Annotated in this window: 3 protein-coding genes; all 3 read right to left on the minus strand. The window is 70.7% G+C overall.

The genetic code is table 11. The features are described from left to right. Positions 1-248 precede the first annotated feature (248 nt). Positions 249-6,431, minus strand: a complete 6,183-nt coding sequence (locus V5P93_RS16890; RefSeq protein ID WP_104479798.1) for a hypothetical protein — start codon at positions 6,429-6,431, stop codon at positions 249-251. Between the two features lie 145 nt (positions 6,432-6,576). After that, the gene (locus V5P93_RS16895; RefSeq protein ID WP_146108062.1) at positions 6,577-8,850 is read right to left on the minus strand and encodes a hypothetical protein; all 2,274 of its coding nucleotides are present in this window, start codon (positions 8,848-8,850) and stop codon (positions 6,577-6,579) included. After that, positions 8,847-15,260 carry a DEAD/DEAH box helicase gene (locus V5P93_RS16900; protein WP_104479800.1) on the minus strand — a complete coding sequence of 2,138 codons (6,414 nt, stop codon included), beginning with the start codon at positions 15,258-15,260 and terminating at the stop codon, positions 8,847-8,849. The genes V5P93_RS16895 and V5P93_RS16900 overlap by 4 nt, the downstream gene beginning before the upstream one ends. Positions 15,261-15,335 lie beyond the last annotated feature (75 nt).

Below are 15,335 nucleotides of genomic sequence, written 5' to 3' on the forward strand. Positions count from 1 at the left end.
TGACTTGGCCGCGGCAACGTGGGTGCCGTTCCACCGGGCGACTCCACTGTGGCGGAGAGCCCGGGCAGGCGCGGCTTCTCTGACGTGATCTTGAGGTAACGCGCCTATCCGACAAGTCCGCGGATCGTCCTTTCGAGTTCTTTCAGCGGAAATTGATCGAAGGTCTGCATCAGACCTCACGAAGCCGGCAGCCCCGACCGTCGGGGTCGGGGCTGCTGTGGCCGTATCGGCCCGGATGCGTCACCCGATCAGGTCTGCGATGCCTGCCAGGCAGCGAGTAGGCGAGGCTCGACGCTGTACGAGCCGTCGCTGTGCGTGTCGAACACCTGCAGCGCCAGCAGCCGTTCAACGACCGCTCGGGCGGAGCCGTCCATGTCGGTGGCGACCTGGAGGTCGGCCCGGCTGACCTTCTGGTCGTCGACGAGCGCGACGATCGAGGCGTAGGCGCGCTCCAGGTCGGGGTCGTGGGTGAGACCGACACCGTCGAGCAGATCGCTGTGACCGGTCGAGCTGTTGACATACGCCTCGAGCTCGTCCAAGGCAGTGGGCTCCTGCGCGCCGTCGCTGTCGGCGAGGGTGGCCGCGCGCTCGACGAGCGTCGGCCAGCCGCCGGTGAGGTCCCACAGCCGCCGCAGACGCTCGTCGTGGCTGAACATCTGCCGCGTGATCGTCCAGACCCGCAGCGTCTGCTCGTCGTAGCGGCGTAGCGCGATGGCGACGCCGTGCTCGAAGGCGCTGTCCCACAGCTCGGCCTGCTCCGGGCTGGAGATCAGGACCGCCGCGCGGGTGACGCCCGCCCCGGTTGGCACGCGGGTGCGCGCCAGGTCGAGCGCCTCGAGGCGCGCCGACGCCTGCGGTCGGACACTGGTCAGGTCAGCGATGATGACTCGTCGCCGTCCGGCCCGTCCACCGCGCAGCTCCTCCTCGAACGAGCGTCTGCCGCTGATCGGCGGGATGTCGAAGTCGCCTGCCTTGCTGGTGATCTCACGCAGCGCCTCGTCGACCCGGTGCAATCCGGTGGCGCGCGACCCGACGACGACGCGGACGTGCGTGCTGTGGTCGCCGAGCATGTCGTCGAGCTGCGCGGCGGTCAGCGGCGCGCTGCTGCCGTCGGACAACTGCGGCCTGCCCTCCAGTGCTAGGAACGACTCGGGCACCGACTCGGACTCGGCCATGAGCAGTTGCCGCTCGACCTCGGAGCGGTTGCCGATCATGTTCAGCACGTTCGGGCTGCGCAGCCGCCACCCGCGCCCGTCGGTGTTCGGCGCGACGACCCCGAGGCCGTCCATCTCGTTGAGGTAGGCGCGGAAGCTCTCGCTGTCGAGCGACTCGAAGCCCGCGCGCCACCAGCTCAGGCACTCCTCGCGCAAGTCCGCGTCCTGCAGGCGGGCGTCGAAGCCGAACCGGAACGCGTGGTCGGCCAGTACGTTGGCGATGACGTTGTACCTGGGGTCCAGGTTCAAGGTGTCCTGGAACGCCGAGGTGATGTCGGCGCGCAGGTCGCGGTTGCGCTCGACCGCGGCGACGTCGTCGTCGGTGATGACGTACGGCGGCTGGTCGCCTGCCAGGCCGTCGCGCCGCTTGGCGTGCAACGCCTCGACCAGCCGGTGGCCGAACATCTGCAGTAGGAACGGCTGGTAGGAGCAGTAGCCCAGGACTCGGTTGACGAGGTTGTCGTCGGCGAACTCGTAGCCGAGCACGCCCAGCGGAACGGTCAGCAGGTCTGCGGCGAACTGCGGGCGCAGCGGCCCAATGACGGTGGGGCGCTGCGCGAGGTGGCTGAACGGGCCGTTGCGGGCGCTCTTGGCATACCGCTGCACCGAGTGGAGGCCGGCGAACACGACCTTGATGTTGTTGTCGGTGACAACGCCGATATCGCGCAGCCGCTTGGTGTCCAGGAACGCAGGTGCGTCGGCCTCGAAGAACTGGTCGGACTCGTCGAGCAGGATAAGCAGCCGGTTGCGGCTGTCCTTGTTGCGCCAGTCGAGCATCCCGGCGCGGACCTGGTCGTAGACGTTGCCGGTGTTCTTGGCCTTGCGGGTCGGGACGGGCAACACCTCGCGCTTGATCAGCTCGTTGCGCAGCCCGACCCACAGCGCGTCCTTGCTGAACGCGGCACCGGCGGCGACCGAGTCCAGGCTCAGGTAGATCGCGATGCGCTGTCCGATCTCGGCGGAGGACTCGAACTTCTCAGCGGCGTAGCGCAGCAGCGCGGACTTGCCCAGACCGCGGCCGCCGTAGAGCACCTGCGTGCCGTCGGGGTCGATGACCTGCACGCGCTCGAGGTCGCGTCCGTAGAACATCTCCTCGGCGACCGCGCCGCGCTTCATCCGGATGTAGGGGTTGACGGCGGCGAACGGCATCAGGATCGACATGGCCACGCCGAGCTGGCGGTTGCCGCGGGCGGCGAGGTAGGCCAAGGCGGCGTCGTCGAGTATCGCTACGGGACCGCCGGTGCGCTCGACGCGGGCGGCGAACTTCGCCCGCGCCGCGGCACTCATGGTGCCGAAGTGCGCGATGAGCAGTCTGTCGCCGGACTGGTCGTGGTCGGCGTAGGTCATCAGCACGTCCTCGGTGGGCTGGCCCCACACGAGCAGGACGCGCAGTCTTCCGCCGAGCTTGCTCCCGAACGCAGGGATCTGCGCATCCCTGTTGGGCCGGACGTCGGTGATCTCGATGAACCGGCGCTCGTTGCTCCTGGGCATGTCGTCCAGGCGCCGGGTCTTGGAGCATTCGTAGCCCATGAGGCGGATCGCGGGCAGCAGCAGGTCGCGTTCGGTGAAGTTGCGCCTAACCGTCACCGGCGCGGTCGCGGCTTGGCGCCAGGCGCCGAGCGCCTCGGCGATCTGCTCGGCGGCGTCAGGCGACAGGTGGCTGTAGTCGAGCACGTCGCTGCCCGCGCAACTCGTCCGCTCGCGGACGGCGGTGACCAGCTCGGTGGTGATGCCCTGCGGCAGCGCGTCCGGGATGGCGGGGAAGAACGCGCGCAGGTCGCGCCTGCTGTGGTCAGTACGAGGGACGGGCTCGCCGACGTCCTGGAAGTACAGCAGCTCCTCGGCGGTGAGCAGGTCACCCTTCTCGATCGGGTCGCTGATGCGGGCCCGCTCCTCGGCGTCGATGTTCAGCGCGGCGAGCCGGTCGCGCAGGCGCTGCGCGGCTTGTTCACGGTAGGCGGGCAGCAGGCTGCTGATCTTGGCGAGGGTGGTGCGGACCTGGCCGAGGTTGCCGCCGCGGTTCGGGTTGGCGCTGGCCAGCAGTGCGGTGAGCTCGCCGTCCGCTTCCTCGGTGACGACGTTGCTGCGGCGGGCGCGACGCAGGTCGGCGTCGACGGTGTTGCGTTCGGCGGTCAACTCGGCGCTGCTGCGCTCCAGCGCCGTGGTGTAGCGGCCGCGGGCGTCATCGCCGAGGGCGTCGTCGGCCAGGACGCCGCTGTCCTGCATCTCGAGCAGGTACTGCGCGGCGGGGTAGTTCTCGCGCTGCAGCTGCAGCGCGAACGCTTCGGTCCAGTCGCGTGTGACAGCGGTGATGAGCGCGGGAAGCGGGTCGGTGCCGCGCAGCTCGAGGGTGCGGTCGGCGGTGACGACGACGTCGTCGGCCTTGAGCAGCTCGAGGTCCAGCGCGACCGTGACCTGTGGCTCGCCCGCCTCCAGTGGCTCGATGCCGTCGAGCATGGTGAAGGTGCGCCGCAGGCTGGCGTGTGCGGCCTGGGCGGCGGCACCCAGCAGCGGGTCGGCGGCCTTGGTCTGCGCCTGCAGAGCGAGCAGGGCGGCGTCGCGCTGGGCGAGCACCGCGCTGCGCATGTCGGCGACCTCTCCAGTGGTCCACTCGTCGCGGCCGGTGCGGGTCAGGGCGCCGGTCAACTCGATCCAGCCGCGGACGAGCCGCAGCGTCTCAAGGATCAGCGCGTGCAGGTCCTGTCGTCCAGCTCCTTCGATCGGCTTGCCGCTGTGCCCGCGGAAGTAGGCGTCGAGCTCGTCGATGTGCCGCTCGCGGACCGAGGGGTCGGACAGTTGCTGTACCTCGCTCCGCACCTCGACGAGGCGGCCGGAGTCGTTGGCGACGACGATGTCCAGCAGCCGCCCCAGAACGCCGTTGCTGTCGAGCCAGCGCTTGGCGATGTCGCTGCCCCGCTTGAAGCGCATTGTCCGGGACCGCCGGGCTGTGCCTGCCTGGTCGACGATGAACTTGAGGTCCCGCTCGGCGTCACTGACGTCGGCTAGGACGTTGCGGGCTGGGGTGGCGTTCAGGACGCCGCGCAGCGCGCGCCTGCCGATCTCGTCGGCGATGTTCGCCAAGTGCGGGTCGAGTCGGCTGCTGAGCTCGCCGAGCAGCGCGCCCGCCGTGGGCTCGCCGGTTACGAGCGCGACGCGCACGAGGCTGCTGACGGCGATGAGCAGACTGACGTTGTCCTCAGCGACCTGGTTGCTGTCCAGGTCGGCCAACTCTTGGCGCAGCAGGGCGCCGCAGGGGCCGGTGTCGGTGCGGACCGCTTGGGCCAACCCGGCCATCCGGAAGGTGAGGACGCGGGTGTCATCCCACTTGGCTCGGGCAGCCAGGTGGGAGGCCAGACCGTAGCGGCAGGTGGCCACCAGTTCGGTGACGGCCCGCTCGACGTCAGCGGGGGTGGGCACGTGCTGCTCGGCACTGCTCTGACCGGTGTCGCTCTGCTCTGCGCCGCGCTCAGCAGCGGTGTGCGGGCCGGTCGGTGCACTGGCGAGCAGCGAGCCGGGTTGTTTCGGGACTCCGCTGGTCCGCGCGGTGGTCGTGGTCGACCCGGATTCCGCGGGCGCGGCCGGAGTGGCGGTGCTGGGGGACTTGCCCAGGGCCCGGGCAGATGGGTCGGTTGCCGCGACCGTGGCCTGGTCGGACTCCGAGGTTTCGGTCCGCCCGCCGGCGTTGGTCGTGTCGGTGATGACATCAGCGGCGGGAGTCCGCTGCGTCAGCGCAACGGTCGCGGGCGGCGGTGGTGCGGCGACAGCCGTCGGCTCCTGCCCGGTGGGCGGCTGCGGGTCCTGCTCGGTTGACGGATCCGTGCCACTGGAGGGCGCTTCGAACGTCAGCCGGCCCGCAAGCATTCCGAGCACGGCGAGAGCGGGTAGCGAGGCCACTGCTCCGCTGATGCGGGCCTGCAGCTCCAGACAGGTCTCCGGCGCGGCCTGCGGGTCGCGGACCAGGTCGACCAGTGCCGCGATCGCGAGCGCCAACGCTCGCTGAGCGTCAGTCCAGTTGTTCGACGCCAGCAGTTCCGCGGAGAGCTTCCTCAGCTGGGCGACATGCTCGGAGATGCCAGGGGCGTCGCTGGTGATGTCCGCTGCCGCGGCGACGCTCTGGCGCAGCGGCGCGTCGGCGTCCCGCGTGGTGCGCACAGCCAGCATCTGGGCGATCTCATCCAGCGTCGGCCGGTCGTCGGACGCGGCAGGCGGGTCCTCCGCGCCTGCCTCCCGGACGGCGGAACAGGCGTGGCTGTAGGTGCTTTGGGCGGCGCGGACGGCGAAGACGTCGTCGTCGCCGGGGCCACGGCCTGCCCGTAGGTCGGCCAGGATGTGCTCGGCGGAGGCGACGGCCAGTGCGAAGCACTCTCGGGCGGCCTGCAGGGCCTGCTCGGCGGCGGCCGGAGCGTCCGGAGCTGCTGTGGGTGAGGCCTGCGGGTCCGTGGGGCGGAGGGTGCGGGTGGCGGCCGCGGGCGTGCTCTCCGGCAAGGTGTGGGAATTGGGCTGGATTTTGCTGTCCTCCGGCGCTTCGGCTGGCTGGCTGGGCGAATCGACCGGGGCGACGGGCTGGTCGCCGTGGCCCTCAAGGGGAGCGGAGTGGGCGATGACCCGCTCGGCTGCTGTACGGATCTTCGCGGCGGTGGAGGTGTCGATCGCGCCGTGGACGAACCAGGGCTGTTCGACCGCCCAAGCCCACACGCGGGCTGACCTCACGTCTTGGGCGACGGCGGACCACAGCGCCAAGCGCAGTAGGACGGGTGTCCAGCGGCTTTCAAGCTCGTCGCTGTCCTGGTCCGAGCTGCGCTCATCCGGTTCGCCCGCGGTGGCGGTGGATCGCACAGCGAGGGTGCACAGTCTTTTGTAGAGCGTTCCGGAGGTCAGATGGAACGCCGCGTGCCGAGCGGTGGCTTCCTCGGCGCGCCGCAGCCTGCCAACGACGTCGCGGCACAGCCCCTGCGACAGCGACTTGGGGGCCAGATGGATGCCGAGCGGCTCTAGAGCGGGCTGACGGGCGCGGATCGGCAAGGTTGACAGGGCATTGAGGACGTCCCGGGTGGTCAGCGCCTCGATGACGTCGCTGATCGGCCGGTCGATCGTGTTCAGCGCGTCGGCCAGCTGCTCGAGCGCCGTGCGGAGCTCGTCGTCGGTGTCGCGGATGGACGCCCGGACGATGTAGCCGGCGTACGCGTCGTCGCGGCAGTCTGATCGGGCGCGCGCCATGAATCTCCTCGGTGGTTCGCTGTCGGCAGTGGGTGAGCTGGAAAAGAGTTCGCACAGGTGTGCGGCTCGCGGTCAACCAGGGCGTTCTGTCCCCGCCACGGGACCCGGAGTGCGGCCGCGTGTCGCGATCGGCTCGCGTCGGGACTCAGCTCCCGCGTTCGTGTGGGCGTACGAACGTCCAGCCCTCGGGCAGCTCGGCCGGACCGGCCAACCCGTGCCGCGCCCGGTATTCGCGGTAGGCGGCACGGGCGTGCGGGCTTGCGCTGTGCCCCAAGTGCTCGATGCGGCGCAGGAAGCCTGTGACGGCGTGTGTGCCGACGAACCGCGCGTCCAGCCGTGTGAACCTGCGCGGCCGCGTCGGTCCGGCGACGACGGTGGGTGTGTAGCAGAGCAGCGGCACGACCGGCTGTCCGGCGACGGCCGGGAACGCGATTCCCCCGGCGGTACGCGAACCGGTGACCTGGGTGAGTGTTCCGCGTTCCCGCAGCTGCGCGACGACCACGTCAATGGCCCGCTCGGTTTGCTCGGTGCTGCTGCCGTACACCTGCTGGGCCAGATGATCCCGTGCCAGGCGGGCGACGCCGTCGGGTTCGAGCAGGCCGAGGCGCCGAACGGCGCGAAGGACGCGCTGCGCCAGTGTGGCGCTGGCGCCGCTGGTCCGGTCGAGGGCGTCCCGAGTGACGATACGCGGGTCGTAGCAGTGCTCGATGTCGAGCTCGTCGTCGATGGTGACGGGCATGTCCAACAGCGTGCTGGTGATCCGCAGCGTGGCGGTGTTGCGCGGCCAGGTGACGGTGAGCAGGATGCCGGGGAAGAAGTCCATCGGCCAGGACACACCGGACAGCACCGCGGGGGAGCCGTGCAGGTCGGCGGTAGCCATCTGGGTGGCGTCGGTGACATCGAGCTGGTGGCCGTCGTGGTTGAGCAGCAGGCGCATGCAAGTGCCGTCACGCCGGTCGCCGACCAGCATGTGCGCGGCAGGCCGCGGCAGCGCGAGCACTCCGGTGTCGATGTGTTCGGCGCGCAGCGCGACGGTCCAGCTGATCTGCGAGTCGCTGACGGCGAGCTCGTCCTCCGGTTCCGGCTCGGGAGTGGGCGGCTCGACAGCGGCAGGTGGTGCGGGCGGGGCGAGCGTCTCCGCCCAGCCGAAGCCGCGGGGTATGGTCGGGTCGAGCAGCGCATGAGCGCTGCCGGGTGCTTCGGCCCGCCAGATCCCACCTCCTTGCCAGGAGTCGTCCAAGCGCAGGTGCACCCGGTCGAACAGCAGTCCGTCCTCGGCGTCGCCGCGCAGGTAGTCGGCGAAGATGAGGTTGGCGTGCAGGACCGTGTTGGCGTATCCGGCTCCGTGCATCGGGATGGCGCTGCCGTTGACGCAGCGCAGCCTCGACCCGAGGGCTGTGTAGGTCACCTGCCGGGCCGCGCCAAGCCTGCGGCTCTGGTCGGGAAGCGCGCTGCGCGCGGTGGCGCTAGCCAGGGAGGCGATGTCGTCCGCGCCCAGCGCGTCGCCACTGCGTAGCCGGGCGGACAGTCCGGCTCGGGAGACGGCATAGGACTGCCAGATGCGGACGGTGTCGAGTTCGCGGAGCGCGGCGGTCACGGTCGCGAACAGCCCCTCGAGCGCTGCCTGGTGATGTTCGGGTCCTGCGTCCTCGGTGAGCAGCAGCGGCAGAGGCGTGGGTGCGGCGGTGTTGAACAGCAGGTCGCGGCCAGCGCTGAGCAGGTAGTGCCGGTAGAAGCCGGTGTCGTCGAGCTCGGCGAGTTCGACGGTGGCGTAGCGGGAGCCGACGAGCAGGTGGCCGAACTCGTCGAACCGGCCGCGTCTGGTGAGACGGGCGATCTGCGCGGCGGTCGGCGCGAGCCCGAAGACGTCGAGGTCGAGCACGAGCCGCTCGTGCAGGACCGGCTGGCTGTGCAGCTCGGTCTGCGCCGGCCCGGTCGCACCCGCAGGTGCTCCGGACAGCCAGGACGGCACGGCGCCGTCGTCCTCGAGCGAGGGGTGGGCGCCTTCCTTGTAGACGACTTCTGCCCAGATGGGGTCGCCGCCGGACGCCACGTTGATCAGAGCCCCAACGGGCAGCGCGTCGATCGTCTGGCCGAGCGCGACGGTGGGGAAGCTGGCCGGGTCCATTGCGGCGCCGGCGTAGCCGGTGGTCAGGTCGTACCCGAAGTAGCAGGCGTTGAAGGCGACGTTGACGTGGACCGGGGTGTTTCGGATGGCGACGAGCGCGCCGAGGTAACGGCGCATCGCCTGCATCTGGCCCGGCGGGACGTGCTCGGGCCCCAACGCCATCGCCGGTGTCAGCAGCGGACCGTCGGCGTACGGGCGCCACGGGCGGGCTGCGGCGGAGCGCCCCTGTTCGGGGACGGGCGGTGCGAGCTGCCGCTGTGCGACAGCATCCGGGCGGGTGGTGGGGGTCATGGCGCAGTCCCGGCGGGAACCGGTGTGGCGGCGCGAGCGGCCACGGCGGCGGCCCGGTCGGCGTGCCCGCGCTCGCGCCACTTGCCGTATCCGAGCGGCACCACGCGACCGTCGGCTTCGAGCCGGGCGAGGCTGTCCTCGACCTGGTCGAGCTTGACCATGTGCTGGGCGCCGAAGTAGCGGGACACGACTAGGTTGTGGCGCAGGCGGACCCGACGTCGACGTGTCGGGTGGTAATAGGAGTCCTCGCCGCGCAGTGCCCGGCACACGTCGCGCGCGTGGACGCCGCGGTAGTCGGCCCAGACCAGCCGGTACACCTGCTCGTCGAGGCGCTTTCGCCGGACGCCGCTGTCGGTGCGGGCGCCAGCCAGCCGCGGCTTGGGCATGTTGAGCGCGTCACCAACCGCGGGTGGCTTCTGCCCGACGGGAATGGTGGTGTCATTGTCCCAGCAGGCGGAGCATCGGTTCGCGGCGGTGCTGCAACACCCGTCGGGCAGGGTGTCGACGCCGAAGTAGTCGGCGAACTTCTGGTTGGCGCAGGTGTTGCGGTCGGTGAAGAAGTCGCGCAGGAGCCGGATCTCCTCGGCGGCACGCGCTGCCTTGCCTGCCAGCGCGCCAGCGTACCCGGCAGGCAGCGTCCGAGTGTGTACCGCGATGCCGGTGACGAGCTTGCGGCTGGGTGCTGCGGATACATCGAGCTCGCCTCGGTCGTGCAGATCTGCCAGCAGCTGCCACGTGCTGGGCGGGTCGTCGGCCAGGTCGGCGTAGTGCTCGACGGTCGCGCTCAGGTGCCGGTGCAGGCTCGGGACGTGCAACCGGGCCCGGTGCAGGCCGGCGCGGTCGTCGCTGCGGCCCGGCAGCGCCAGGATCGCATCGACGACGGCCTGCTCGGTCGGGTCGGTATCCCGGTCGCCGTTGCCGCGCAGCTCGCCGGGTTTGATAGCGCACAGCGGCGGGAAGTCGCCGAGGTCGTCGACGACGTCCAGCGCTGACAGGGCGGAGAACGCGCGCACGACGCCGGAGGTGTATTGCTCACTGGTGCGCGACTTGGCGGCGTCATCGCGACTGAGCCTGCAGGCGTCGACGTCTTCGGCGATGAGCCGGTCGGCGATGGTGCTGGCGTCCAGGACGCCGCTGTGGATGGCCAAGACAGCCTCTCCCATCCGGGCGAGCAGCGGCGGGGGCAGGTCGCTGGTGGTCATGAAGCGGGCGGTGCGCAGCCCGCGCGGGGTAAGCAGCGCAAGCCCGACGTTCGCCGGCGGCGTCGGGGCTACTCCTGGGGTACTCGCTGCGGTGCCGTCGACTGGCGACCTGTCAGTGGTGGCGGATCCGGCGACGTCGCGCCCGGCACGACCGACCTGCTGGTACAGCTGGGACAGGTCAGTGGGGGTGCTGACGCAGAAGACGGTGCGGATGTCGGGCCGGTTGATGCCGAGCCCGAAGGCGCTGGTCGCAACGATGAGCATCGGTGCGAACCCTTCGTCTCCGCGCCGGGGGGCCTCGCGGAACTCGGTCATGACGGCATGCTTCTCGGCCTCGGTGAGCCGGCCGTGGAAGCGCCGGACTCGCACGTTGCCGTCACCGACGTAGTCGCGCAGGTGGGCGTGCAGCGCGACGACGTCTCGCACGGTAAGGCAGTAGAAGATCGCGTGGTCCGCTATGTGGTCGACAACCTCTTCCGCTAGTCCGGCGTTGACGGCTGGCCCGGCGGGGCTGATGGAGCGGCGGAACAGCGCCAGCTCAGGCCGAATCGGGTTCTCCCGGACGGTAACCAGTCCGGTCGGCCCGGCCGCACTGGCTTCGGCGAGTGCCTCGGCACTCCTGACCGCCGGGATGTCGGCATCGAGGCCGAACACTTGGCTGCGCAGCCCGGTGTGGACGGTGCGGTTGGCGGTCGCGGTCAGCGCGGTGATGGTCAGCCCGTGGTCGGCACGCAGTCGGGCCAGGAACTGCGCGGCGCGGCGCATCGACGGGCGGAAGTCGTCCCACTGCACGACTGTGTGCGCCTCGTCGATGACTATGCGGCTGATCACGCCCGTGCGGACCGCTTCGGCGACGATCTGGCGGAAGCGCCGTTGTCCCAAGCGTTCGGGGCTGGCGTAGATGAGCTTGATGTGGTGGTCGACGCGGCCGAGCAGCTGGTCGGCGATCTCGGTCTTGCCCGCGCGACTGCTGCTCTCCCGCAGCGGAGCCACCAGAGCGCGGACCGCGCCGCCGATGCTGGCGTTGAGCTCGAGCGCCTGGTCGTGCATGAGCGCGACGAGGGGGCTGATGATCAGGGTGACGCCGGGCAGCACGAGCGCGGGCAGCTGGAAGCAGTAGCTCTTGCCGAAGCCGGTCGGTAGCAGTCCGAGGGCGTTGCGGCCCTCGGCAACAGCGGTGATGACAGCCTGCTGGGAGTTCTTGAGTTCGGTGGGGGTGTCGGACAGCTTGAGCAACCCACCGACCTGGGCGCACCGCTTGAGTACCTCGTCAACCAGCGTTCCGCGTGCCCGGTGCCGCGCGACGTCCTCGACGGTCAGCGTGAGTTCACGGATGCGCAGGGTCTGTGGCAGGACGGTGTGCTCGAGCAGCGCCTGCGGCGTGGACAGCTCGCTGGCGCGGGCTGGGTCGAGCAGGCCGTTGCGGGCATAGAAGTCCCAGATACGCGCCCAGGCCTTGGCCATCGACATGACATTGCCGCCGGCACGCTCACCGGTCAGCGGGTCGGTGCGCAGCAGGTCGGCATCGAGGCTGCCCAGGAACGTCTTGCGATAGGCGCGTCGCAGGGCGGTGTGTCCGGCGAGCTTGCGGTCGCTGATGATGACGACGCCGCGGTGCTGCTCGGAGCGGATGAGCCTGCCGACGGCCTGCCGCAGATGGAGCGCGGCCAGCGGCAGGTAGTACGTCTCGGTGGCAACCGCGTCGGGATCTTCGGCGTGGGCGGCGTCGGCACGGGCGAAGACGGCGGCGCGGCGCGCCTCGATCACCGGGGCGGCGAACGGTGCGAACGGCAGCTTGTTGATCCAGACCAGACGCAGCCGGTCGGGGTCGGCGATGTCGACGCCTTGCCAGAGGCCCTTGGTGCCGACCAGGATGCCGCCGCCGTCGGTGTGGCTGTCGAATTGCCGCACGGCGCGGGGGTTGCCGAGGAGGACGGCGCTGTGCACGGGGGTGGTGTCGCCGTCGCGTCGCAGGCTCTCGGACAGGTACTGGCTGATGCCCGCGGCTGTGCTCTTGGCGGTCGTGAGAACCATCGCGCCGCCGCGGTAACCGCCGCGGGCGTTGTAGTCCTCGGGTTCGTCGTCCTCGTCCAGGACCGGCTGGATCAGCTCTCGGGTGTAGCCGGTGAGCTGATGGGCGACCGTGCGCATGGCGCCGTCGCTCTGCTCGGCCCAGGAGGGGAAATCGGCCAAGCAGACGAGCTCGGCCTGGTTCCTCATGTCGAACGGTGTCGGCAGGTGCAGCGTCGGGACTGTGCTGCGCAGCCCGAGCCGAGTCCGGATGAAGGTCCACTGCGCGGCGACGCGCAGCGTGGCGGACACGTAGTAGGTGCGGTTGAAGGTGGCCAGGAACTGCTGCCAGGTGCTGTCGGCGGGCAGTTCTATCGGGCTGGTGCTGATGCGGAAGCGGTAGCGGCGCAGCTCGGCGCGCAGCGCTTCGACCTCCTCGGCGAACACGACCTGGTTGGTGGTGCCGGGCGGCAACGCACCCAACGCCGGAACCGCCCCGTCGCCGGTCCCGGCGTGGTCGATCGGGTCGCCGTCGCCCGTGCCGGTGAGGTCTTCGGCCATGTCGGGGTCGGGTTCGCTGATGGGGTCGAGCGGCAGCGTCTCGTCGGTGTCACCGCTCAGGTCGTCCGCTGCGGCGTCGGGTTCGGTGCCGGTGCTGTCGTCGTTGTCGTCCATGCCGGGTCCGCCGTCCGGGCCGGGGCCGGGGGTGGGCAGGCCGAGGGCGTCGTCGGTGTCCGCGACGATCCTCTGCGCGGTGGCGCTGACCTCTGCAGCACCGACGACGAGGGCATCGAGACGTTCGAGGTCGTAGAAGCCCATGGTGGTGGCGTGCGTGCCGCGGTAGGCCGACAGGGTGCCGACGAGCACGTCGCACATGCCCGATAGGCGCAGAAGCTGGCCCATCAGGTAGCGGACCTGTCCGGTGCCGCAGGCGCCGCTGTAGGGGCTGGCCAGGGTGACGGTGCGCGCACCGACGAGGGTGCCGACGCCGGTGCCGCGCGCGTCGAACACCTGCCCGCTGACCTTGGGGAGCGCCTCGTGGTCGAGCAGCAGGCCGAGGTTGCGCACTCCTTCGGAGACCTGGTCGCGTTCGGCGCCCGGCCGAGCATCGCGGGTCCAGCTGTCGAGCTCGCTGTATAGGTCTTCTACCAGGCGGTAGTCCAGCGTGGCGGTCAGGGCACTGGTGGCGCTGTCTTCAAGCTGGTGGGCCTCGTCCAGGATGAGCAGGGTGTCCGGGCCGAGGTCGGACAACTCGTCGAGGTGGGCGAGCAGCAGTGCGTGGTTGGCCAGGATGAGTCGATGCCCGAGCAGGGCCTCCCGGACTCCATCGGTGTGGGCGGCCAGCGGTGTGGGGGCGACCGCTTCGTACTCGCCGCTGGTGGCCTGGGACAGCGATTCGAGCCAGATGCTGACGGCGTTGTTGCTGTAACCGGTGAAGAACAGCGGTACGTCGACCGGATCGACCGAGTGCGCGGTCCAGGATTGCTCGACGGTGGTGGAGGCGATCAAGCGCAGCGTCAGGTAGGCGAGCAGCTCGCGGAAGATGACGCGCTCAAGGAAGTGGTTGCGACCGGCGCTGCGGCTGCGCCGCGGGACGGTCGGCGCGGCGAGCAGCGCGGTGGCGTCGGTCAGCGCCAGGGTCAGCGCGCGCAGCGACAGCCGGTTGGCCTTGCCCTTGACGACGTCGGAGGCGCGGAGCAGCCCGGGGATGGCCGCTTCGAGGCGCGTGACGTCGGCAGCCATTTGCGCCTGCAGATGCTTGGTGGCGGTGGTGATGATCGCGGTGCGGTCGGGGGCGCCGGCGAGCCAGTCCAGGGCGACGGCGAGCACGGCGAAGCTCTTGCCGGTGCCGGTGGGTGCCTCGACCAGGCCGGAGCTGGCCTGGTCTGCCCAGGTATGCATCTGCTGGGTCATCTGAGTCTGCGGTTGGCGCAGCGCGGCACCAGGACGGACGGCCCGGGCGAGGGCGGTGACGTCGACCTTGCCGTCGGTTCCACGCAGGCTCGTGTTGACCGTGACCGCAGAGCGTCCGACCGCTCCGGTGGGGCTACGTCGCGGGAGGTGCCCGGCCAGGCCGGAGTGCAGGATCCCGGCGACCTCCGCGACGGTGTGGACGCGCTCGTCGCCTAGCAGCTCGTCCGGCGGAGCGCCGACGTGCCCGGCGGCGAGTGAGCGCACCAGGGTCCAGGCGAGGGAGTCGGCGGTCAGGCTGGCGAGCAGGTCCTGACGGTCGGCGGGCAGCGCCACGAACGTCTGTGCGCAGTGTCGCAGGACGCGGGCGAGCAGTTCGCTGTCGTCGACCGCGTCGTGCCAGCCCAGCCCGCGGCGGTCGATGCCCAGGTCGTCGGCCAGGGGTGCGAGCGCGTGCCGGGTGGCGGTCGGGTAGAAGGCGAGGGTGAGGTAGAAGGCGTCGACGTAGGAGCCCCGCAGGTCGGGCATGTCCTCGCGCGCGGCAGTGGCGCTCAGCAGCGGGAAGTCGGCCTGGGTGCCGTTGTAGGTGACGATCAGGTCGGTGCCGTCGGTGTAGGCGTGCAAGTCCTCCAGCGCACGCCTCGGGCTGACGGCCGCCGCGGCGTGCGCTTCGCGGACGCGCTTGGAGCGGATGACCCAGGTGTCGTCGGGAAGTTCGACGTAGGCGCTGAACCGCGGCTGCTCGGCTACCCAGGCGCTGTCGTTGCTGAGCCGGACGGCGCCGATCTGGTAGATCCGCTTGTCGGTGTACGGGTCGCTGGTGGTGGTCTGCACGACGGACTCGAGGTCGACGACGACGGCGCGCACGATGCGCCCGACGACGCCGAATGCACCGGTGGGCGGCTCCTCGGCGGGATCGCCGAGCCCGAACTGGGCCGCGGTGTCTGCTGTCGAGGCAGGAGCAGCCGCACCGCGGGCGGTGTCGTTGACGGCCGGACCGGGGTTGGGTGCGCTGATTCTTCCGAGACTGTCGTGGTGGAGAAGACCGGCGGCCACGGCCTCGTCGAGCAGCCCGGCCAAGCGCTCGCGGCGTTGGCCGGGGAAGCGGCGCATGACGGCCGTGAGCAGCTCATCGACGCTGACCTCAGGGTGGTCGCGCAGGTAGGCCAAGGCGTGGGTGGCCAGCCGCTGGGCGTGCGGGGAGGCCGCACTGTGTGCGGCGCCGGTGACTGTCGCCTCCAACGCCACGTCATCCGCCGCCGCCGCGACCGACGCTTCCTCCAACACGCACCTCTCCCCAGTCACCCGATGGCCTGACTACGGCCCGTGACCTACACACGTGATGATCGTCGATCAACACCA

It is taken from the genome of Actinokineospora auranticolor (assembly GCF_041897805.1).
GTDB lineage: Bacteria > Actinomycetota > Actinomycetes > Mycobacteriales > Pseudonocardiaceae > Actinokineospora > Actinokineospora auranticolor.